19 protein-coding genes and 1 pseudogene are annotated in these 21,319 nt (G+C 73.0%); 6 read left to right on the forward strand and 14 right to left on the reverse strand.

Annotation, left to right across the window (positions count from 1 at the left end; genetic code table 11):
- Positions 1 to 38 precede the first annotated feature (38 nt).
- A complete protein-coding gene (locus ACH4FH_RS02830) occupies positions 39 to 1,052 on the reverse strand; it encodes an SGNH/GDSL hydrolase family protein (RefSeq protein WP_398553913.1) in 1,014 nt (337 codons plus the stop codon).
- Between the two features lie 198 nt (positions 1,053 to 1,250).
- On the opposite strand from ACH4FH_RS02830, the gene ACH4FH_RS02835 reads away from it, so the two are divergent.
- The gene (locus tag ACH4FH_RS02835) at positions 1,251 to 2,639 is read left to right on the forward strand and encodes a cystathionine beta-synthase (RefSeq protein ID WP_398553914.1); all 1,389 of its coding nucleotides are present in this window, start codon (positions 1,251 to 1,253) and stop codon (positions 2,637 to 2,639) included.
- Positions 2,640 to 3,045: 406 nt separating this feature from the next.
- Here the strand turns inward: ACH4FH_RS02835 and ACH4FH_RS02840 are convergent, their stop codons facing one another.
- The 3 genes from ACH4FH_RS02840 to ACH4FH_RS02850 form a co-directional block, all read right to left on the reverse strand.
- On the reverse strand, positions 3,046 to 4,449 hold the full coding sequence (locus tag ACH4FH_RS02840) for a purine-cytosine permease family protein (RefSeq protein WP_398553915.1): 1,404 nt from the start codon (positions 4,447 to 4,449) through the stop codon (positions 3,046 to 3,048).
- 158 nt (positions 4,450 to 4,607) lie between these two features.
- Entirely contained in the window at positions 4,608 to 5,189 is a 582-nt protein-coding gene (locus ACH4FH_RS02845) for a cysteine dioxygenase (RefSeq protein WP_398553916.1), read from the reverse strand.
- Positions 5,186 to 6,103, reverse strand: a complete 918-nt coding sequence (locus ACH4FH_RS02850) for an amidohydrolase (RefSeq protein WP_398553917.1) — start codon at positions 6,101 to 6,103, stop codon at positions 5,186 to 5,188. The genes ACH4FH_RS02845 and ACH4FH_RS02850 overlap by 4 nt, the downstream gene beginning before the upstream one ends.
- 312 nt (positions 6,104 to 6,415) lie before the next feature.
- Here ACH4FH_RS02850 and ACH4FH_RS02855 point away from each other — a divergent pair, with 312 nt between their 5' ends.
- Entirely contained in the window at positions 6,416 to 7,456 is a 1,041-nt protein-coding gene (locus ACH4FH_RS02855) for a LacI family DNA-binding transcriptional regulator (RefSeq protein WP_398553918.1), read from the forward strand.
- Positions 7,457 to 7,687: 231 nt separating this feature from the next.
- Entirely contained in the window at positions 7,688 to 8,695 is a 1,008-nt protein-coding gene (locus ACH4FH_RS02860; RefSeq protein WP_398553919.1) for a sigma-70 family RNA polymerase sigma factor, read from the forward strand.
- 12 nt (positions 8,696 to 8,707) lie between these two features.
- On the opposite strand, the gene ACH4FH_RS02865 is transcribed toward ACH4FH_RS02860, so the two are convergent.
- The 5 genes from ACH4FH_RS02865 to ACH4FH_RS02885 form a co-directional block, all read right to left on the reverse strand.
- On the reverse strand, positions 8,708 to 9,079 hold the full coding sequence (locus ACH4FH_RS02865) for an STAS domain-containing protein (protein ID WP_398553920.1): 372 nt from the start codon (positions 9,077 to 9,079) through the stop codon (positions 8,708 to 8,710).
- Positions 9,080 to 9,266: 187 nt separating this feature from the next.
- Positions 9,267 to 10,193 carry an ABC transporter substrate-binding protein gene (locus ACH4FH_RS02870; RefSeq protein WP_398553983.1) on the reverse strand — a complete coding sequence of 309 codons (927 nt, stop codon included), beginning with the start codon at positions 10,191 to 10,193 and terminating at the stop codon, positions 9,267 to 9,269.
- 95 nt (positions 10,194 to 10,288) lie between these two features.
- On the reverse strand, positions 10,289 to 10,960 hold the full coding sequence (locus ACH4FH_RS02875) for an ABC transporter permease (protein WP_398553921.1): 672 nt from the start codon (positions 10,958 to 10,960) through the stop codon (positions 10,289 to 10,291).
- A gap of 7 nt (positions 10,961 to 10,967) precedes the next feature.
- Positions 10,968 to 11,642: an ABC transporter permease gene (locus tag ACH4FH_RS02880; RefSeq protein ID WP_398553922.1), complete on the reverse strand. Its 675-nt coding sequence runs from the start codon at positions 11,640 to 11,642 to the stop codon at positions 10,968 to 10,970.
- Positions 11,639 to 12,922 (reverse strand): ABC transporter ATP-binding protein, encoded by a 1,284-nt coding sequence (locus ACH4FH_RS02885; RefSeq protein WP_398553923.1) that lies wholly within the window; start codon positions 12,920 to 12,922, stop codon positions 11,639 to 11,641. Before ACH4FH_RS02885 ends, ACH4FH_RS02880 begins: the two co-directional genes overlap by 4 nt.
- Before the next feature lie 173 nt (positions 12,923 to 13,095).
- On the opposite strand from ACH4FH_RS02885, the gene ACH4FH_RS02890 reads away from it, so the two are divergent.
- The 3 genes and pseudogenes from ACH4FH_RS02890 to ACH4FH_RS02900 all read left to right on the forward strand — a co-directional run.
- Positions 13,096 to 14,580, forward strand: coding sequence for an aromatic amino acid ammonia-lyase (locus ACH4FH_RS02890; RefSeq protein ID WP_398553924.1), 1,485 nt, complete (start codon positions 13,096 to 13,098; stop codon positions 14,578 to 14,580).
- Positions 14,581 to 14,756: 176 nt separating this feature from the next.
- Positions 14,757 to 15,761, forward strand: coding sequence for a MurR/RpiR family transcriptional regulator (locus ACH4FH_RS02895; protein WP_398553925.1), 1,005 nt, complete (start codon positions 14,757 to 14,759; stop codon positions 15,759 to 15,761).
- A gap of 189 nt (positions 15,762 to 15,950) precedes the next feature.
- A pseudogene (locus ACH4FH_RS02900) lies at positions 15,951 to 16,519 on the forward strand (hypothetical protein); the annotation flags it as partial.
- 92 nt (positions 16,520 to 16,611) lie between these two features.
- On the opposite strand, the gene ACH4FH_RS02905 reads toward ACH4FH_RS02900, so the two are convergent.
- The 5 genes from ACH4FH_RS02905 to ACH4FH_RS02925 form a co-directional block, all read right to left on the reverse strand.
- Positions 16,612 to 17,937 carry a diaminopimelate decarboxylase gene (locus ACH4FH_RS02905; RefSeq protein ID WP_398553984.1) on the reverse strand — a complete coding sequence of 442 codons (1,326 nt, stop codon included), beginning with the start codon at positions 17,935 to 17,937 and terminating at the stop codon, positions 16,612 to 16,614.
- A 124-nt stretch (positions 17,938 to 18,061) separates the two neighbouring features.
- Positions 18,062 to 19,123, reverse strand: coding sequence for an ABC transporter permease (locus ACH4FH_RS02910; RefSeq protein WP_398553926.1), 1,062 nt, complete (start codon positions 19,121 to 19,123; stop codon positions 18,062 to 18,064).
- Positions 19,124 to 19,139: 16 nt separating this feature from the next.
- On the reverse strand, positions 19,140 to 20,234 hold the full coding sequence (locus tag ACH4FH_RS02915) for an ABC transporter ATP-binding protein (RefSeq protein WP_398553927.1): 1,095 nt from the start codon (positions 20,232 to 20,234) through the stop codon (positions 19,140 to 19,142).
- On the reverse strand, positions 20,231 to 20,611 hold the full coding sequence (locus tag ACH4FH_RS02920) for a transcriptional regulator (RefSeq protein WP_398553928.1): 381 nt from the start codon (positions 20,609 to 20,611) through the stop codon (positions 20,231 to 20,233). The genes ACH4FH_RS02915 and ACH4FH_RS02920 overlap by 4 nt, the downstream gene beginning before the upstream one ends.
- Positions 20,608 to 21,108: a hypothetical protein gene (locus ACH4FH_RS02925; protein ID WP_398553929.1), complete on the reverse strand. Its 501-nt coding sequence runs from the start codon at positions 21,106 to 21,108 to the stop codon at positions 20,608 to 20,610. Before ACH4FH_RS02925 ends, ACH4FH_RS02920 begins: the two co-directional genes overlap by 4 nt.
- Positions 21,109 to 21,319: the final 211 nt, after the last annotated feature.

Genomic DNA, 21,319 nt, shown 5'->3' on the forward strand with positions numbered 1-21,319 from the left:
ACCTGCCCGCACCCTCCCCTCACCCCGCACCGGCTCGCTCAGTGCGTCACCGGCGGACGGTCGGGCGACTCCGGGTCCGGCAGCTGACGACGCCTGCGGTGCTTGAGCAGCGCCCACGGGGCGCGGGAGGCCGTGACCTCCGTACCGCCCTCGGAAGCGGCCTGGGCGGCGGCCTGCTCGACCGGCAGGATGCCCTCGCGGCGGGCGGGCTCCGGCCGCTCCTCCTCGGGCCAGAGGCCGAGCGCGGCGCACATCGTCGGCAGCACCGCCATCGCGGCGGTGGCGTAGCCCTCCGCCGACGGGTGGTAGTTGTCGGGGCCGAACAGCTCGCGGGGACGCGCCTCGAACTCCGGGCCGAGCAGATCCCCGAGCGAGACCGTACGGCCGCCGCTCTCGACCACGCCGATGGTCTGCGCGGCCGCGAGCTGGCGGGAGAGGCGGCGGGCCACCCAGCGCAGCGGCTGGTAGACCGGCTCGATCGTGCCCATGTCCGGGCAGGTGCCGACGACGACCTCGCAGCCCGCTTCGTTCAGCCGGCGCACCGCGGCCGACAGCAGGCGCACCGACTCCGCGAACGGCATCCGGTGGGTGACATCGTTGGCGCCGATCATGATGACGCAGACGTCGGGCCTGGCGCTCTCATCGGCCAGGATCAGATCGACCTGGCGCTCCAGGTCGTCGGACCGGGCGCCGGGCAGGGCGACATTGCGGAAGTCGACGGGAAGTTCGGCGACCGCGGCGAGGCCCGAGGCCAGCAGCGCGCCCGGGGTCTGGCGGGGCCGGCTGACGCCCTGGCCCGCGGCGGTGGAGTCGCCGAGGAAGCCGAGCCGCAGCGGCGGCCGGTCGGAGCGGTGGCCGAAGGCGGCGCCGTAGCGGCCGTCGGCGCAGGGAGGAATGTCGCTGGAGCCGCCGACCGTGCGCCGCGCGAGGCGGACCTCGGTCAGCAGCACCCCGACGGTCGCGACGCCGAGCAGACCCACCCCGCCGCCGCCGACCGCGGCGGCGGTAGCGATCCGCCGGGCCACCCTCGCCCTGGACATCGTCATCGGCATAGGCCGGGCACCTCCCCGTGCAGTGCGTGCGCGCCTCGACCGTCGAAAGCCGGGCGCGCCACGAAAACGGCAAGAACTCGTACAACAGGTTGTTGCCCCGTTGCGCACAGATCGCAACGCACCGGGCCTCCGATGCGGACGGGCAATAGGCTGGCCGAACGGGCGCAGGACAGCGTGCCCCCGACCGCGGAGACCACCGTGCAGTTTTACGAATCGATGATTGAGCTAGTCGGCAACACCCCGCTCGTGCGGCTCAACAACGTGACTCGAGGAATCCAGGCCACCGTCCTGGTGAAGGTCGAGTACTTCAACCCGGGCGGTTCGGTCAAGGACCGCATCGCGGTGCGGATGATCGAGGCCGCCGAGCAGTCGGGTGAGTTGCAGCCCGGCGGCACCATTGTCGAGCCGACGTCCGGGAACACCGGCGTAGGACTCGCGATCGTCGCCCAGCAAAAGGGTTACAAGTGCATCTTCGTCTGCCCTGACAAGGTGTCCACGGACAAGATCAATGTGTTGCGGGCCTACGGTGCGGAGGTGGTCGTCTGCCCGACGGCCGTCGACCCCGAGCACCCGGACTCCTACTACAACGTCTCGGACCGGCTGGTGCGCGAGACACCCGGTGCCTGGAAGCCCGACCAGTACAGCAATCCCAACAATCCGCGCTCGCACTACGAGACGACCGGGCCGGAGCTGTGGGAGCAGACGGAGGGGCGGATCACCCACTTCGTGACCGGTGTCGGCACGGGCGGCACGATCAGCGGGACCGGCCGGTACCTCAAGGACGCGAGTGAGGGCCGGGTGCAGGTCATCGGCGCCGACCCGGAGGGCTCCGTCTACAGCGGCGGCTCCGGGCGCCCGTACCTCATCGAGGGTGTCGGAGAGGATTTCTGGCCGTCCGCCTACGACCGTACGGTCGCGGACGAGATCGTCGCGGTCTCGGACAAGGACGCCTTCCAGATGACGCGGCGGCTCGCCAAGGAGGAGGGCCTGCTGGTCGGCGGCTCCTGCGGGATGGCCGTGGTGGCGGGCCTGGAGGTCGCCGCGCGGCTCGGGCCGGACGATGTCGTGGTCGTGCTGCTGCCGGACAGCGGTCGCGGCTATCTCTCGAAGATCTTCAACGACGAGTGGATGGCGGACTACGGCTTCCTGGAGGAGAGCGGCACCGCGGCGCGCGTCGGCGAGGTGCTCAAGCACAAGGAGGGCGCCCTGCCCTCGCTGGTGCACATGCACCCGGAGGAGACCGTCGGGGAGGCGATCGACGTACTGCGCGAGTACGGCGTCTCGCAGATGCCGATCGTCAAGCCGGGCGCCGGGCACCCCGATGTGATGGCCGCCGAGGTCGTCGGCTCGGTCGTTGAACGTGAGCTGCTCGACGCGCTCTTCACCAAGCGCGCGTCGCTCAGCGACCCGCTGGAGAAGCACATGTGCCCGCCGCTGCCGCAGGTCGGTTCGGGCGAGCCGGTCGCCGACCTGATGGCGGTTCTGGAGGGGGCCGACGCGGCGATCGTGCTGGTCGACGGCAAGCCGACCGGCGTGGTCAGCCGACAGGACCTGCTGGCCTACCTGGCACGCGGGGTGGCCCACTAGCGGGCGGAGTGCGCCGTCGCCCCTTGCGGCGGCGCCGCCCGTAGTCCGTCACGGCTTCAAGTGGCCGGGAGGGAACGGGCGGTCGCCGCAAGGTGTACGTATGCGTCACGCGCTCGCAGCACGGACTTAACACTGGTCCGGCACATTGGTGACCACGGCGACAAGGGCTTCCGGAGCGGCTCCCGGACTTCCACGCTCGCCAGGATGCGACGACCGGCCCTGACCCGGGTCGCGTCCCTTGCGGGGACCGCCGTCGTCCCGCCCCCGGCTCAGGCCGGGGTGCGGCGGTCCCCGCAACACCTCTCCTCCCGCGCGCCCTCGACTTCCGTTCCCCGGCCCGTGGTTGAGCACCCGTCATGCCCCCGGGGGCCTCTCCTCGCGGATCTGCCCCGGGGCCGATCCGTTGCTAGCCGGCCGGGGTCTGCTGCTCCTCGCGGGTGGGGGAGGCCGGGATGCGGGCGGTGTCGCGGTGGGCGACGACCCAGTACAGGGCGGCGGGTACGGCGAGTCCGACCAGCCAGGAGATGTCGGCGCCGCCGAGGGGGGCGACCAGCGGTCCGGTGTAGAAGTGCGTGGTGAGGAAGGGGAGCTGGGTGAGCACACCGACGGCGTAGACGGTCAGTGCCCGCACGTTCCAGGCGCCGTAGCGGCCGGTGGGGTCGCTGAGCGCGGGGATGTCGTACCGCTCCTTGGAGATCAGGTAGTAGTCGACCAGGTTGACCGCCGACCACGGGGTGAAGAAGGTCAGCAGGAACAGCAGGAAGTCCTTGAACGAGGTGAGGAAGGAGTCCTTGCCGAGAAGGGCGACGGCGGTGCCGGCCACCATGATTCCCGCGATGTACGCGGACCGCCCGCGGGCGGAGAGCGTGCGCTGACCGCGGAAGCCGCTGACGCTGGTGACCAGCGACATGAAGCCGCCGTAGGTGTTGAGGATGTTGATGGTGAGCTTGCCGAGAGCGATCACGAAGTAGAGGAGCGAAGCGATCAGCCCGACGCCGCCCAGGCCGACGATGTAGCTGACCTCGTGCCCCACGAACGCGGCGGGCGCCGCGGCGGCTGCCAGCGCACCGAACGTCATCGACCACTGCGAGCCGAGCACCGAGCCCGACAGCGTCCACCAGAAGGTGGCGCGTGCCGAGGTGTGGCGGGGCAGGTAGCGCGAGTAGTCGGCGACGTACGGGCCGAAGGCCAGCTGCCAGGACGCCGACAGCGAGACGGCGAGCAGGAAGACCGGCAGCCCGAATTCGCGGTCGTGCAGGAGATCGGCGAGGTCGGCGCGCTGCGTCAGGCGGATGCCGAGGTAGACGAAGGTGACCGCGCAGACCAGACCGGCGATCTTGCCGAGGGTGTGGATGAGGCGGTAGCCGACGGCCGCCGCGAAGGCGGTGACTGCCGCGAAGAGGATGATGCCGGGCGTCTCACCGAGGTGAGTCAGCTCCCCGACCGCCTGGCCGGCCAGGACGCTGCCACTGGCGAAGAACCCGATGTACATCACGATGACCAGGGCGAGCGGTACCACCGCGCCGCGCACCCCGAACTGCGCCCGCGAGGTGATCATCTGCGGCAGCCCCAGGCGGGGGCCCTGCGCGGAGTGCAGGGCCATCACCGCACCGCCCAGGAGGTTGCCCAGGAGCAGCCCGATCACCGACCAGAAGGCGTTCGCCCCGAAGACGACGGCCAGGGCGCCGGTGATGACGGCGGTGATCTGGAGGTTGGCGCCGAGCCAGAGGGTGAACTGGCTGAAGGCGCTGCCGTGCCGTTCGTCGTCCGGAACGACGTCGATCGAGCGCTGTTCCACCACGCCTGCCATAGGTGCCGCCTCTTCCGCCGCCGGTGCATGAGGTTCGTGACAGGCATGCGCACGGGCTGCCTGTATGAGTCCATGCAGAATCGCTTTGGATGAATGGAAGGTCAATAGGTGGGGGTTAAATACTGGTAACCGGTGCTCCCGGGGGGAGGAGTCGGGGGTCAGGCCGCGGGGGTGTCCATCGGCCGCAGCTCGTCCGCGTACGAGACCGAGACCCGGCGCATCAGCCCGTCCTCGGTGATGTCGTACTGCCCCAGGCGCCACAGCGGCGGCGAGTAGGCGTGCACCGAGACCGCGTCGTCGGTGGCACCGGTGAGGCGGTGGATGTGGTCCGGGCCGAAGCAGAACGAGGAGCCCGCGCCGACGGCGGTGGCCAGGTGCTCGCCGCCGATCCGCGGGTTGGACTCGGTCAGCACGCCCTGGACGACCCGGACCGCCCCGGAGGAGAGGTCGTGGTCGTGCCAGCCGGTGTCGTTCTGCCGGGTCCAGCACAGCAGCCAGACGTCGACGTACTCGTCGCGGTGCAGGGACGCGAAGTGGCGCTCGGTGTCGGAGAACGCGACCTGCTCGCGCCACAGGTCCGGGCGGGCGGCGAGTGCGTCGACCAGGGTCCGCAGCTCGCGCTTGTCGAGGTCGCGCTCGGGCAGCGCGCGGAACGGCTCCTCGGCGTCGGGCGTTGCGGGGTTCTCGGCGACGACGTCGACCTCGCGGGCGGTGCCGGCCTGGGAGGTGCGGTACGTCATGGACGGACTCCTTTCGTCGGGCCCAGCAGTCGGGCCGGGTTGGCGGTGCGCAGGGCGTGGACGGCGGCGTCCGCGCCGAGGTCGGGCAGGACGGGCCGGGCGTAGGGCCGGTCGCTTCCGGTGACGACGACATCGATGCCGACGGCCCGGACGAGCGCGTCGACCGCGCGGGTCCCGTAGGAAGAGGTCTCGTAGAACGCGCCCTGGTCGACCCGGCCGCGGTCCCGCCCGCCGCCGCGTGCGACCAGCCGCTCGCCGTGCAGCGGCGCCAGGCCCGCGAGCGCGGCGAAGCAGACCCGCAGGCCCGGGTGGCGCGGCCGACCGAAGGCGCGGAAGGCGAACCAGGAGGCGTGCAGCTGCTGGACGTAGGGCACCAGCGCGGGCCACCAGGCGGGGGCGGTGTCCTCGGCGGGCGGGGCCGCGCCGGGGTGGACGAACAGGGGCTTGTCCAGGGCGGCGGCGACATCGAGCAGCGGCGCGCAGCGCGCCCACCCGGCCGCGTCGAGCAGGGCGGTGGCCGGCAACTGCAGCCCCACGCAGCCGCGTTCCAGCTCGCGCCGAAGGCTCCAGGTGTCCGGCTCGGCGGCGGACAGGCACGGGGTGGCCCAGACGCCGAACGGGGCGGGCAGGTCCAGCGCGCCGTCGTGGAAGGCGGCGAGGAGCGGGGCGGCCTCCCGCGGCGGCAGATATTCGATGCCGAGCGGGCTGGAGAGCGACACCAGGGCGAGGTCGAGGCCGTCGGCGTGGGCCAGGCGGGCGCGGGCCGCGATGTCGTGGTCGGCGGGGTCCACGGCGTACGGCGGTTCACCGGGCAGGTGCAGGGTCCAGCCGTCGAGCAGGGGCGGCGTGCTGCGGGCGCGCAGCAGCGCGAGGAACTCGGGCGGCCAGAGGTGCTGGTGAACGTCGGTGGGCACGGGGCCTTCCTCGGGGGAGGGGTGGGCGGTGGTCGGTGATCGTGCGGGGGTCGGTGGTCGGTGGTTGGCGATCGCGCGGGGCGCGGGGCGCGGTGTGCGTCGGCTCGTGAGGGCGGGGCGTGTCCGTCGTGCCGGGCGGGCGCCGCAGGTCGCGGGTGCGAGGGGCGGCGGCTCGGCTGTACCGCGGGTCGCGCGTCGGCTTGTTAACCGCTTCACTGATGCGTTTAAGTGAAGCGGTTAACATGAAGGGCTGTCAAGGCCGCGGCGGATCGCGGCGCGGCCGGGCCCGCCGCCTTGGGTAGGCTTCCGGTCATGGCCAGGCCCAATAAGCGCACCACCCTCCGCGAGGTGGCCGAGGCCACCGGACTCTCCACCGCGGCCGTCTCCTACGCACTGCGCGGCAAGCACGTCTCCAAGGAGACCGAGGAGCGGGTGCGCAAGGCCGCCGCCGAACTCGGCTACGAAGCCGACCCGATCGCCCGCGCCCTCGCCAGCGGCCGGACGAGCATGGTCGGCGTCCTCTCGGGCGATCTGCAGGATCTCTGGCAGCAGCAGCTGATGGCCGCGATAGGGCGCGAACTGCTGGCCGGCGACCGCTATGCGCTGATCCTGGACGCGGGCGGTGACCCGGCGCGCGAACTGGCCCTCGCCAAGCAGCTGCGCGACCAGCGTGTGGACGGCCTGCTGGTGTCACCGGTCGATCCCTCGGCGGAGGGCTGGGCGCAGATCGCCGACGCCGTGCCCGTGGTGTCCATCGGTGACGCGCTGAGCCGGGCCAGGACGGCGGGCGAGGTGCTCTTCGACAACCGCGCCGGGATCGACGCCGTCCTGGACTACCTCCGCGGCCTGGGCCACCGCCGTGTCACGGTCCTGACCCCGACCGGTCCCTCCACCCCCGACCGCCCCGCCGACGTCTATGTGCGCGAGGCCGCCGACCGTCTCGGCATCGGTGTCGAAGTGCTGCCCTGCGCACAGGAGTTGGGAGAGGCCACGGCGGTCGCCCGACGGGTCCTGACCGGCGCGGGACACGCCGGGGGCGCCGCCCCCACGGCCGTCTTCTGCTTCTCCGACTCCATCGCCTACGGCGTCTACGCGGCGGCTGCCGAGGCGTCCCTGGCCGTCGGCCGGGACATCTCCGTCGTCGGCTTCGACGACCACCCGGTCTCCCGTGTCCTCACCCCGCCGCTGACCACCCTCGACTGGGGGCTGGCCGACATCGCCAAGGAGGCAGCCCGGCTGGCCGTCGCCGCCATCGAGGGCCGCCGCGTCCGCCGCAAGCGCATCCTGTGCGCACCCCGCCTCTCCGAGCGGGGGTCGGCGGTCCGGGTGCCGGGGGTGGGACGGCAGGGCTGAGCCGGCTCCCCGTACCCCGCCGCTGACGGCGCGCGGTGCGGTTCGCGCGGGCGGCGTACGGAATCGGTGGGTCGCTGTGGCGGGTCGGTCATGCGCACGCCCCGCGGCGGCGGTGCCCTTGCGGCTCTCCCTGCGAACCTCCCGCGGAAGGAGGAGACTGGTGCCGGGCGCTCCGGTAGCGTCGAGCCACGCGTGCCGGGCGGTCGGCCGACGGGTGAGGGGCGGTCCTCGATGAAGCGGTCAGCAACGGGCGAAGTCACGGTCGAGGCGGACGTGCGGTCCGAGCCGTCGGCAGCAGATCTGGCGGACCGGCTCGAAACGCACCGTACGGAGCTGACCGGCTACTGCTACCGCATGCTCGGCTCCGCCTTCGAGGCCGAGGACGCCGTGCAGGAGACCGTGGTGCGGGCCTGGCGCAGCTACGACAGATTCGAGGGGCGGTCCTCGCTGCGGTCCTGGCTGTACCGGATCGCCACGAACGTGTGCCTGGACCTGCTCAAGGGCAGCAACCGGCGGGCCCGGCCGATGGACCTGGCCTCCCCGTCGAGCGTGGACACGCCCGTCGGGACGGGACTCCCCGAGACCACCTGGATCGGCCCGGTGCCGGACGGCCGGGTGCTGTCGGGCGCCGAGGACCCGGCAGAGGCGGCCGTCGCCCGGGAGTCGATCCGGCTCGCGTTCGTCTCGGCGCTGCAGCGGCTGGCGCCCCGCCAGCGGGCGGTACTGATCCTGCGCGAGGTGCTCAGCTGGTCGGCGAGCGAGGTCGCCGAGCTGCTCGGCAGTTCCGTCGCCTCGGTCAACAGCGCCCTCCAGCGGGCCCGTGCCACCCTCGCCGCCTCCGCGGACACGGCCGACGAGCCGGCGGAGCCGTTGGGCGAGGCGGAGCAGGAGCTGCTCAAGCGGTATGTCGACGCCTTCGAGCGCTTCGACATGGAGGCTCTCACCGCCGTGCTGCACGAGGACTCGACGCTGTCGATGCCGCCGTACGAGCTGTGGCTGCACGGCCGTGAGGACGTCGTGAAGTGGATGCTCGGGCCGGGCCACGGCTGCCGGGGGTCCCATCTGGTGCCCCTCGCGGCGAACGGCCGGCCGGCGTTCGGGCAGTACCGCGCGGACGGCACGCCCTGGGCGATCCAGGTCATCGAGATGTCCGGCGGGCGGATCACCGGGCTGCACTCCTTCCTCGACACCGAGCGGCTGTTCCCCCTGTTCGGCCTGCCGCTGCGGTACGCGGGCTGACCCCGGGCCCACTCAGCGGTCGGTCGGGTCGGCCGGGGCAGCCGGGTCGGCGGGCAGCACCTCGGCGAGGCCGGTCAGGGCCAGCAGGAGGCGGAGTGCCTCGGGGACGTGCCGCAGCCGCATGTGGCGCCCGTGCCGGCGGGCGGTCAGCTGCAGCCGGAGCAGTGCCTCGATGGTCGGGGCGTCGGGGGCGATCAGGGCCCGGACGTCACACAGCACCGTGGTGGGCGGGTGCTCGCGCAGGAGCGCGCGCAGCCGGCGGCAGAGGGCGGGGATCTCCGCCGCCGCGATCGACGGGCCCGCGGGCCGAAGGACCGGGTGCGGGCCGGCCGGCGGCCGTACGTCTCCCGTGCCGGGCTCCGGTGGCTCGTACGGGGTGGGCACGGTCGGCCTCCAGTCGTGGCGTGCGTGCCGCGGGGAGGGCGGCGCCTGTAAGGGAAGACCGTCCGGGGCGGGCAAAGTCATCGGGAGGAGACCGGCGAGGACGCCGGGAGGATGAGGCGCGGACCGGCCGGGCGCGCAGAAGGATGCGGTGGACAGCATGCCGCCCGGCCGGAGACGTACGGCGCGGTCAGCTCAGGTGGTGCTTCTTCAGCCAGGCTTCGGCCACCCGGTCCGGGTCCTGCTTCTCCTTGTCCACCTGGCGGTTGAGTTCGGTGAGGTGGCGCGTGGTGAGGGCGTTGCCGAGGCGGGCCAGCGCCTTGCGGACCGTGGAGTCGGCCTTGCGGGAGGCGATCAGCGGGACGATGTGCTGGGCGGGGATGAGGTGCTGGGGATCGGTGAGCAGTACCCAGCCGTTCTCCGCTATGTCGACATCGGTGGTGAAGACGTTGGCGATGTCGATGTCACCCTTCTTCAGGGCGCCCTTGGCCAGCGGTCCGGAGGAGTCCAGCGACTTGAACTCCTTGAACTCCACGCCGTAGCGGTCCTTGAGACCGACCACCCCGACGACCCGCTTCTTCATCTCCGCGGCGGCGCCGAACACCAGCTTGCCGTTGACCTTCTTCAGGTCCGCGAGCGACTTCAGTTCGTAGCGGTCGGCGGTCGCGCGGGTGACGGCGAAACTGTCGCGGTCCTCCGCGGCGGCGTACGGGAGGATCTCCAGACCGTCCGGCACCACGGTGGCCAGCGCGTTCTGCATCGCGCCCGCCTCGGTCTCGGTGGCCTTGTCGTCGAGGTAGAGCAGCAGGCTGCCCTGGTACTCGGGGAGCAGGTCGATGTCGCCGGAGCGCAGGGCGGGCACGACGATCTCGCGGGAGCCGAGGTTGGGCTTGACGGTGGTCTTGACCCCGGCGGCGTTCAGCACGCCCGCGTAGAGGTAGCCGAGGATCTGGTTCTCGGTGAAGTTGGCGGTGCCGATGGTCAGGCCGCCGTCGCTGCTGCCGCTGTCCCCTCCGGCGCCCGCCCCCTTGAGGGAGGTGATGCCGGAGGAACAGGCGCCCAGTAGCGGGACGGAGGCGCCGGCGAGCAGGGCGGTCAGTGCGGTACGGCGGGTCATGGGGGACCGGGGCGTGGGGTTCACCGGGGTGCGGCGGTTCATCGGGACTCCTGGGGTCCGTACGGAAGAGGCGGCGAGGGGCGCGGGCGGTGCGGTCAGCGGGCGGCGGCCGGGCGGCCACGGAACAGCAGCCGCTGCAGCCCGCCCAGGGCCAGGTCGGCGATGACGGCGAGCACGGCCACGAGGGCCGCGCCGCCCAGCACCTGCACCAGGTCGCGTTGCGCGAGCCCGTCGAAGACGTAGCGGCCGAGCCCGCCGAAGCTGACGTAGGCGGCGATGGTGGCGGTGGCCACGACCTGCACGGTCGCGAGCCGGATACCGGTCATGATCAGCGGCAGCGCCAGCGGGAGTTCGACCTGCCACAGCACCTGGTGGCCGCGCAGTCCCACACCCTTGGCGGCGTCCTTGACCTCGGGGTCGACGGCGGCCATGCCCGCGTAGGTGTTGGTGATGATCACCGGGACGGCGAGGGCGACCAGCGACACGTACACCGGCCAGACGCTCAGGCCGCCCGCGAGGAAGACCAGGGTGACCAGGCCGACGGTGGGCAGCGCCCGGCCGAAGGAGGAGAGGTTGACGGCGAGGAACGCGCCCCGGCCGGTGTGCCCGATGAGCAGACCGACCGGCAGCGCCAGCAGGGCCGCGGCGAGGGTGGCCAGCACCGAGTACTCCAGGTGCTCCAGGAGGCGGGCGGCGATGCCCTCCGGCCCTGACCACTGGGCGGAACTGGTCAGCCAGGAGGCGAGGTTCTTCAGGAGTTCGAGCATCGTCGGGTCACGCTCGCTTCCGCGGCTTGGAGGTGCGCTCGGCGGAGGGGCCGCGCCGCCAGGGGGTGCACAGCCACTGGACGGTCACCAGCAGCGCGTCGGCGACCAGGGCGAGCAGCAGGGTCAGGGCCACACCGGCGACGACCGGGGTGGGGAAGTTGCGCTGGAATCCGTCGGTGAAGAGCTGGCCGAGGCCGCCGTAGCCGATGTAACTGGCCACGCTCACCAGGGAGATGGACATCACCGTGGCGACCCGCACACCGGCCATGATCACCGGGAGGGCGAGTGGCAGCTCGACGGTGAGCAGGGTGCGCAGCGGCTTGGTTCCCATGGCCGTCGACGCCTCGCGGGCCTTGGCCGGGACCGCGTCCAGGCCCTCGACGGTGTTCCGCACGAGCACGACCAGCGTGTACGCGGTCAGCCCGGCGATCGCGGTGGTGCGGGTGAGCCCGGTGACCGGCAGGAGCAGCACGAAGAAGGCGAGGGAGGGGATGGTGTAGAGGATGTTGGAGGCGCCGAGGACGAAGCCGCGCAGCGGGCGTACCCGGTGGGCGAGGACGGCCAGTGGCAGGGCGATCAGCAGGCCGATCAGCACGGCCGGGACCGCGGTGGCGAGGTGGTCCACGGTGAGGATGGCCAGCTCGCTCGCGTGGTCGGGGAACCAGCCCCATTCGATGGTCATGCGGGACGCTCCGAGCCCTGCGCGTCCTTGCGGAGCGCTGCCGTGCCACCGGCGGTGTCTGTGGTGTCTGGGGCGTCTGTGTTTTCCGCGGTGCGCTCGGTTTCCTTGGTGACCTCCGCGTCCTTTGCGGCCTCGGTGCTGTCGGAGGTGTCCGCTTCGGCCGTGGGGGCGGTCGCCGCGGCCCTGCCCGCCTCGGCATGGCTGCGGCCGGCGCGGTCGTGGATGGCCTCGCGTGAGGTGACCCCGGCGAGCACGCCGTCCGAGGTCACCCGGGCGACGGCCGCGGCGGGTGAGGAGACGGCTTCGTTGAGCGCCGAGAGCAGGGAGTCCTCGTCGCGCAGCGGGCGTACGGGCTCCAGCGCGGCCTCGCCCGCCGTCCCGGTACGGGGCAGCGCGTCGATGTCCAGCCAGCCCAGCGGTTCCCCGCCCGGGGCGGTCACCAGGCGCCAGCGGCCGTCGGCGCGGGAGATCCGGGCGACCGGCTCGTCCGCGCGTACCGCGGCGCCGGGCGTGTACGGGACGTCGGCGAGGGTGGTCAGCGACAGCAGCTTCAGGCCGCGCTCGGCGCCCAGGAAGTCGGCGACGAAATCGTCGGCGGGGCGGGCCAACAGCTCGGCCGGCTCGGCGCACTGGACGAGGTGGCCGCCGGTGCGGAAGACCGCGATGCGGTCACCGAGGCGGACGGCCTCGTCGATGTCGTGGGTGACGAAGACGACGGTCTTGCGCAACTCCTCCTGGAGCCGCAGCAGTTCGTTCTGCAGTTGGGTGCGGACGACCGGGTCGACGGCGCCGAACGGCTCGTCCATCAGCAGCACCGGCGGGTCGGCGGCGAGCGCGCGGGCGACGCCGACGCGCTGCTGCTGGCCGCCGGAGAGCTGGTGCGGGTAGCGCTTGCCGGAGTCGGCGGGCAGTCCCACCAGCTCCAGCAGTTCGGCGGCGCGGGCGCGTGCCTTGCGCCGTCCCCAGCCGAGCAGCAGCGGCACCGTGGCGATGTTGTCGAGGATGGTGCGGTGCGGGAAGAGCCCGGACTGCTGGATGACGTAGCCGATGCCGCGGCGCAGTTCTGCGGCGTCCGCTTCCAGGATGTCGCGGCCGCCGACGCTGATCGTGCCGGAGGTCGGGTCGACCATCCGGTTGATCATTCGCAGGGTGGTCGTCTTGCCGCATCCCGAGGATCCGACGAGGACGGTGACGCCGCCCTCGGGGAAATCCAGCGATAGATCGTCAACGGCTGTGGTGCCGTTCGGGTATCGCTTGCTGACTGCGTCGAACTTGATCATCCGCTGCCCCTTGCCCGGCCTGTATAACGTCATGCAGAGTCTTAGGCGCGTGAATAGAAGTCAATAGGTTGGTGTTAATCGCCTGTTACTTCGGTTCACGGTACGGACCTTGGTGTCGGATTTTCATCCACAAAGCGCGCTATAAGAGGGAGTTGAGCCCCTTGGTTTCCCACATGCTGGACACCGGTCGGCGAGCCGCACGGCTCGTCGTCCTCGACGGCAGCGGGCTGGGCACCGCCGACGTCGCCGCCCTCGCGGAGCGCACCGCGCGCCCCGCCGCGCCCGACCCGAAGGCCCTCGCCCATGCCGAGGAATCCTGGAACACCGCCCGCCGCCTCGCCGCCACCGGGCGCGTCTACGGCCGCAGCACCGGCGTCGGCGCCAACCGCACCGAGGACGTCGCGACCGCCGACGCCGAACACGGCCTGCGCCTGCTGCGCAGCCACGCCGGCGCCATCGGCGACCCGCTGCCGGCCCGCGAGGTCCGCGCCATGCTCGTGGTCCGCGCCAACCAGCTGCTGGCGGGCGGCGCCGGCCTCCACCCCGCCGTCATCACCGCCTTGCTGAGTGCCCTGGACGCGGGTGCGCACCCCGTCGTCAACGAATTCGGCGCGGTCGGCACCGGCGACCTCGCCGCCCTCGCGCAGACCGGTCTCGCGCTCGCCGGCGAACACCCCTGGACCTGCGAGCCGGACGGCCGCGCACCCGCCGCCATCCCCCTCGACAGCAACGACGCCCTCGCGCTGATCAGCAGCAATGCGCTCACCCTCGGCCAGTCCGCGCTCGCCCTCGACGAACTGCGCCGTCTGCTGGCCGCGTCCCTCCCCGTCGCCGCGCTCTCCCTCCTCGCCGTCGGCGGCTCGTACGAGCCGTTCGCGGAACCCGTCATGCGGGCCCGGCCGCACCCGGGTTCCGCGGCCGCCGCCGCACGTCTGCGCACCCTCTCCGGCGTCCCCGACCGCCCCTCGCCGCCCCTGGGGCGCATCCAGGACCCGTACGGCTTCCGCTGCATCCCGCAGATCCACGGCCCCGCGCTGGACGCCGCCGACACCCTCGAACAGGTCCTCGCCGTGGACCTCAACGCCGCCGCCGAGAACCCGCTGATCAGCGTCGAGGACCAGGCCGCCTACCACCACGGCAACTTCTACGCCGCGCACGCCGTGCTCGCCCTGGACACCTTCCGGCTGGCCGTCCTGCAGACCGCCCGGCTGTCCACCGCCCGCCTCGCCGCCCTCTCCGAGCCGGACTTCACCCGGCTGCGGCCGTTCCTTGGGGACGCCGCGCCCGCCAGCTCCGGCGTGATGATCCTCGAATACGCGGCCGGGGCGGCGCTCGGCGAGATGCGGGCGGTCTCCCATCCGGCGTCGCTCGGCCACGCCGTGCTCTCCCGCGGGGTGGAGGAACAGGCCAGCTTCGCCTCCCTGGGCGCCCGCCAGACGCTGCGCGCCTGCACCCACTACCGTCACGTCCTGGCCTGCGAACTCGTCGCCGCCGTACGGGCGTTGCGCATGCGGTCGCTGGAGCCCGAGCCCGGCCTGCCGATGGCCGCCGCCTACGCACTCGCCACCGAGGTGCTGGACCCGCGGATGGAGGACCGGCCCCTGACCGACGACGTGGCGGTGGCGGCGGGGCTGCTGGACCGGCTGGCGGACCTGTGAGCGCCGGCGGGCCGGTGCGGGACGGGTCCGGGCCGGCCACGGCGGGCCGGGTGCACCGCCCCGGAGCCGACGCGCGGCCGGACCCCGACGCGTCCGCCGGACCTGAGCGGCCCAGGAATTCCGTACAGTCGGTCGACACACGACAAGGCCCCCGACCGGGCCGGGAAGAAGAGGCGATGAGCGGGGACGGGGACAACGGCGGCCCGGCCGACGGCACGCGGGCGCACACCGGTAGGGCCGACGGCACGCCCGCGGACGCCGCCGAGGGGAGCGCGGCGGAGTCCGGCGTGACGGCCCCGGACACCGCAGGGGACACACCGGCCCCGGTGGCGCCGGCCGAGGACGCCGTCACCGGACCGGCCGCCCGCCTCCAGAAGCTGTTCGAGGGCCACCGGTTGACGCCCACCCAGCGCCGTATCGCGCACTGCATGGTGCGCCGGGCCGCGGACGCGCCGTTCCTCTCCAGCGTCGAACTGGCCGACCTGGCCGGCGTGAGCCAGCCCTCCGTCACCCGCTTCGCCGTCGCCCTCGGCTTCGACGGCTACCCGGCACTGCGCCGCCATCTGCGAGAGGTCGCGCCCGCCGAGAAGCCCGGTGGCACCGGCGCCTACAACGAGTACCAGCAGGCGGTCCAGGCCGAGATCGAGAACCTCCGCCACCTCTCCGCGGTCCTCGCCGACCCGTCCCCCGTCCTGCGGGCCGGCCGTCTCTTCGCCGCGTCCAGGCCGCTGCCGGTCCTCGGTCTGCGCGCCGCCTCCGCCCAGGCCGGCGGCTTCGTCTACTTCGCCCGCAAGGTCCACCCCGACGTCCGCCTCCTCGACGAGGGCGGCACCATGCTCACCGACCGCATCGACGACGCCGTACGCGCCGGCGCGAGTGTCCTGCTGTGCTTCGCGCTGCCCCGTCACCCCCGCGAGGTCGTCGACGCCCTGGAGTACGCCCGCGCGGCCGGACTGACCGTCGTCACCGTCGCGGACAGCGCCTTCGCCCCGGTCGCCCACCACACCGACCTGCTGCTGCCGGCCCCGGTCGGCACCGGCCTGGCGTTCGACACGGCGTGCGCGCCCATGCTGTTGGGCCGGGTCCTGCTGGAAGCGATGTGCGACGGCCTGCCGGACGCCCAGGCACGCCTGGAGGAGTTCGACGCGAAGGCGGCGGAGCGCGGCCTGTTCGTGGAGTGAGCGGAGGACGGCTTCTCGTGGAGCGACCGGAGCGCGGTCCCTTCATGGTGTGAGCGGGGCACGCGAGCGCGGGGCCCAGTCTCAGAAAATCCTCATCCGGCCCGGCTACGATCCGCCGCCGATACAGATGTGGCCCACTGACGCCGCGTTCGGCTGCGACGCGGCCGTCCCGGCTTGAGGAGGTCCGACGTGGGGCGCGGAGCGATAGCGCCGGCACGGGTGGCGATCATCGTGTGGGCACCGGCCGGCTGGCTGTGGTGGTCCGGGCCGGCGGCAGCGGGCATCGGAGTGCTGGTGCCGGGGCTGACCGGCCGGAGGATCGGGGTACTGGCGGGGTTGGCGCTGTGCCTCATCGCCGCGTGCGGGGTGTTCGCCGCCCGGCGGGCCCGTTACGCGGGTCTGGCGGCCGGGGCGTCCCGCGCGCCGGCAGCGCCGTCATCCTTCAGGACCGGTCGGTCACCCTGCGGGTCTGAGGCCGGGCGCACCGCCGGTGGCTGTTCCTCGCGTTCGTCACGGCGGTCGGCTCGTCGTTCGCCCTGCCCGCGGCCGGCGGGCTGCTCATGGTGGGCGCCGCGCTCGGGCTGTGGGGCAAGGCTTGGTGGCTGGGCCACTGGGAGCGGGCACACGAGTCGCTGCTGTGGGTCCGCACGGAGTCCGCGGGTACGGGCGGCGCCGCGGGCAAGGACGTCGGGGGATATCTCACGACCGGGGTGGCGGCCGGGGATGCCGCGCCGGGAGGCGCGCGCGGCAAGGGGGCACCGGCCGCGGGCGGTTCGGCGTCGGCCGGCCGGTGCCGTGCGGCGGTAGCGGCTCCGGGGGCGGTAGCGGCTCGGGGGTATGGGCTGCGGCCCTATCCGAGGTCGTGCAGGGCGTTTGCGTGGGCGCCGCCGCTCTCCGCGGTGAGCTCCTCCAGGGTCTGCGGGGTGCGGACGGTCGCGAAGCGAACGCCGCCGGGGTCGGCCGCGTAGCCGTAGATCCCCGGCCGGGGCAGCGAGTTGTAGGCGAAGTGGGTGGAGAAGTAGTAGGCGCCGGTGTCCAGGAGGGCGGCATGGTCGCCGGACTCCAGGAGGGGCAGCGGGCGGTTCTCGGCGACCAGATCGCCGGCGAAGCAGCACGGTCCCGCGATGTCCTGCGGGACCGGCGCACCCGGCTTGGGCAGCCCCGTGCCGTCGTAGGCCGCGACCCGGATCGGCCAGGCGTCGGGCACGAAGACCGTGCGGGTGGCGACCTGGGCACCGGCGTGGGTGATCGCGATGGGGCGGCCGCCGGCCGTCTTCGCGTACTCGACGCGGGCGAGCACCGTGCCGTGCTTGGCCAACAGCGAGCGGCCGAACTCGGTGACGAGTCCGTAGCGTCCGGAGAACAGCCCGGGGACGGTGGAGCGCAGCAGCTGCGCGTACTCGCGGTAGCTCGGGCGCGCCTCGTCCGAGGTGAAGTTGACCGGCAGGCCGCCGCCGATGTCGAGGGTGTCGATCTGCCGGCGGCCGGCCTTGTCGTTGATCTCCTCGGCGAGGTCGAACAGCGATCGGACTCCCTCTGCCATCAGCTCCAGGGGCATGCCCTGGGAGCCCACATGGGCGTGCAGCCGCGTCAGCCAGGGGCGGTCGAGGCAGGACCTGACGACCCAGTCGTGGGCGCCCTCGTCGCGCAGCGCGATCCCGAACTTGGAGGTGTCGGTCGCGGTGCTCATCGCGCCGATGGTGCCGCCGCCGACCTGCGGATTGACCCGCAGCCCGATGGGCGCGGTGCTCGGCGCCGAGGCCATCAGGGCGTCGATGCGCTCCAGTTCCGCGCGGTTGTCGGCGTTGACGGCGATCCCCAGGGCCAGCGCCTCGCGCAGCTCGGCGGGGGTCTTGGCGGGGGAGTCCAGGACCGTACGCGCGGCCGGCACCCCGGCTGCCCGGGCCAGCGCCAGCTCGCCGGGGCTGGCCACCTCGCAGCCCAGCCCCTCCTGCGAGAGCAGCCTGAGGACCGGCACCAGGGAGGCGGCCTTCACCGCGAAGGCGTGCAGGACCGGGGTGCCGGGGGCGGCGAACTCCTCGAAGGCGGCGCGGAGTTCCTTCGCCGAGCGGCGGATCCCGGCGATGTCCAGGAGCCCGGCCACGGGCTCGTCGGGGCCGAGCAGGCCCTGGGCGATGGCTGCCTGTACGGCGCGGTCTCGGTCCGTGAACGTCATGGGGCCAGTCATGGGGCAACTCCATCATTGGGTGGGGGCGTCGCGCCATCGGGTGCCGTGCGGTCGGCGGGTCCTGACGGGCCGGCCAGGGTGTGGGGCCTGGCCGGCGGGGGAGCGGTGGGCGCTACGCCGCCCGCGTGCCGCTCAGGACCGCCTTGCGGTGGCGTTCGGTCAGCCGGGAGCCGGACTCCCGGCGCGCGGCGCGGCGCAGCAGCGGCACGGCGAGCAGGAAGCCGAGGACGGCCCAGGCCGTCAGCACCAGCGCCACCGTCGGCAGCTCCCAGGAACCGGCCGGCTCCGCGGCGCGGGCGGCGTCCGGCAGCAGCGCCGAGCGCAGTCCTTGCGCCATCCACTTGAGCGGGAAGACCGAGGCCACCCTCTGGACCGCCTCCGGCAGGGAGGTGAGCGGGAAGACCGCGCCCGAGGTGACGAGCAGCGCCATCACGGGCAGCATGATCAGGGCCAGTGCCTCGCGTGGATTGGGCAGCACCGCGCCGATGGCCGCGCCCAGCGGCACGACCGCGAGCAGGCCGAGCGCGCTGACCCACAGCAGGGTCAGCCAGCCGACGGGCTCATGCGGCAACGGCCCGTCCACCAGCAGCGCGGCGGAGGCCAGCAGCACGGCGAGGGTGCCCAGTGCCATCACCACCACCAGCAGCGACTTGGCGACGAGATAGGCCGGTATCCCGCCGGGCGTGGCGCGCAGCCGCAGCAGGGCGCCCTCCTCCCGTTCGGTCACCAGGATCTGCGGGAGGTTGACCAGGCCGATCTGGAACAGCAGATACGCGGCGAAGCCGGCCACGGTCAGATGCGCCATCGGGATGTGCGTGCCGGGCACGTCGCGGCTGAGGGTGCCGGCGAGTACCAGCGCGACGATGACGTTGAGCAGATGGCCGCTCAGCTCCTTGGGGTTGCGCAGGAGATGCAGCAGCTCGATGCGACCCCGCTGAACCCCGGCCCGCCAGTAGCGGCGGCGGCCGGAACGCAGGGGGGCGCTCTTGGCCCCCGCGTGTGCCGTGACCCCCACGTCGCCTGTGACCCCCGCGCCGCCTGTGGTCCCCACGTCGCCTGTGACCCCCGCGCCGCCTGTGACCCCCGCGCCGCCTGTGGTCCCCGCGTCGGCCGGGTCCCCCACCCCGGCCCGGGCTGTCGCGTCCGGCCCCTCGGGCATGTGCGTCCCCCTCATGCTGCTTCCTCCCCGCTCATGCTGCTTCTTCCCCGTCGCCGGGCGCGCTCGCGTTCCCGCGCTCGGCCGCCCCTCTTGTACGCGAGCTTGTACGCGAGCCGTCTTCGTCCCCTGCGGCCGGCGGCGGGTCGTCCCCGTCACCGGGCTCACCCGCGCCGCTGCTGCCGTCCGTACCGCTGCCGCCGTCCGCACCGCCGCTTCCGTCCGCGCCGGCGTCCTCCTGGCGCACCATGTGCAGATAGGTGTCCTCCAGCGTCGGGCGGCGGACCTCCAGCCCGGCGATTGGCCCGCCGGTCTCCTGATGGAGGTCCCACACGAGCCGGGAGGGGTCCGCGGTGCGCGCGCGGCGCGCCGTTCCGTCGGCCGCGGTCCAGCGCACCTCGGCCCTGGCGGCTGCCCGCGCGGCCAGTTCGGCGGGCGTTCCGCCGGCCCGGATGCGGCCCTTGACCAGCACCGCGATCCGGTCGGCCAGACGCTCGGCCTCCACCAGGTCGTGGGTGGTGAGCAGGACCGTGACGCCTTCGTCGCGGGCGAGCCGTTCGATCAGGACGTGGAAGTCGCGCCGCGCCTCGGGGTCGAAGCCGGTGGTCGGCTCGTCCAGGAAGAGCAGTTCGGGCCGGCCGACGAGGGCGAGGGCCACGTCCAGGCGCCTGCGCTGCCCGCCGGACAGCTGGTCGACCCGCTTGCCGCCCTGGTCGTCCAGGCCGACCAGGGCCAGCAGCGCGCCGGGCTCGCGGGGGTCGGGGTAGTAGCCGGCGAAGTGCGTCAGCAGCTCGGCGACCCGCCAGCGGCGGTGGTCGCGCCAGGACTGAAGGACCAGGCCGATCCGCGAGCGCCAGGCATCGTCACCGTGCGCCGGGTCGGTGCCGAGGACCAGGACCTCCCCGGCGGAGCGCTTCCGGAAGCCCTCCAGGATCTCGACGGTGGTGGTCTTCCCGGCGCCGTTGGGGCCGAGCAGCGCGAAGATCTCGCCGCGGTGGATGTCCAGGTCGATGCCGTGCAGGACGTCGACGCCGCCGTATGCCATCCGTACGTCGCGCACCTGGATTACGGGGCGGCCGGGGTGGCCGCCGGCGGGGTGCGCGGGGGCGGTCTGCCGGGTCGAGGTCATCGGCCCGCCTCCGCGTGGTGCCGTGACTCGACGGCCTGGACGGCCTGGACGGTCTCGGCGGACGGGGTGGCCTTACGGTCCGGGCCCGCGCCTTCGACGATCGCCCGGAGCGCTGCCACGTGACCTTCGAATGCGGTCCGGCCGTGGTCGGTCAGCCGCACCCTGGTCCGCCGTTTGCGGCCGCCGCCCTCTTTGTGGATCTCCAGGTAGCCGGCCTCTTCCAAGGTGTGCAGCTGCTTGGAGAGCGCGGAGTCGCTGAGCGAGAGGCTCTCGCGGATGAACGGGAAGTCGGCCCATTCGGTCGCCGCGAGGAGTGCCACCACGGACAGTCTGGTGGCGGGGTGGATCAGTTCGTCGAAGCCGCTGGGGGTGCTCATCGGTCCGCCTTCGCGCGCTCCGCGGCGACACCGCGCAGCGAGTTGGCCGACCAGCGGTTCGCCGGCCCGGTGAACAGCACGAAGACGGCGGCGGAGACGGTGGCCTGGATCAGGCTGCCGAACGGCAGTCCCATCGACTCGACCAGATGGCCGGAGAGCAGGATCGTGCCGCCCGTCGTCACGGCTCCTGCGAGGAACGGTGCCAGCGACCGCCAGGTGTGGCGCGAGCGGTGCAGCCGCATACGGGACCTGCGGTTGAAGACGACCGCGAGCCAGAGGAGGACCGTGACGTAACCGGCGAGTACCAGCCAGAAGCCCCACTTGGGCAGGTCCAGGCCGATGCTCGCGAGGAAGACCCACATGATCGCCGCCGTGGCGTACGTGGCGCCGGGTCCGCCGGACGCACAGCGCTCCATCTCGTCGTACACCCGCTCCTGCGGCACCCGGATGCGCTGCAGGTCCTTCCATGCCTGTTCGGCATCCACCGGTGTGGTCATGGCCATCGCCTCCCCAAGACGGTTCCCCGTTTTAACTTGCCTACTGGGAAAGTAGCGCCAACTTTCCCAGTAGGCAAGTCAACTTCCGGGGGATCGGTGGGGTGATGCGCGGCGTGGTGGCGCCTGGCCGGTTCGTGCATCCCGGGTGGAACAGGTCACCGCGCCCTGTTGACTAGAGGTATTCAGTAACTCCAAGATGTGAATAGCTCAA

This window comes from Streptomyces sp. NPDC017993 (assembly GCF_044328065.1).
Taxonomy (GTDB): Bacteria; Actinomycetota; Actinomycetes; order Streptomycetales; family Streptomycetaceae; genus Streptomyces.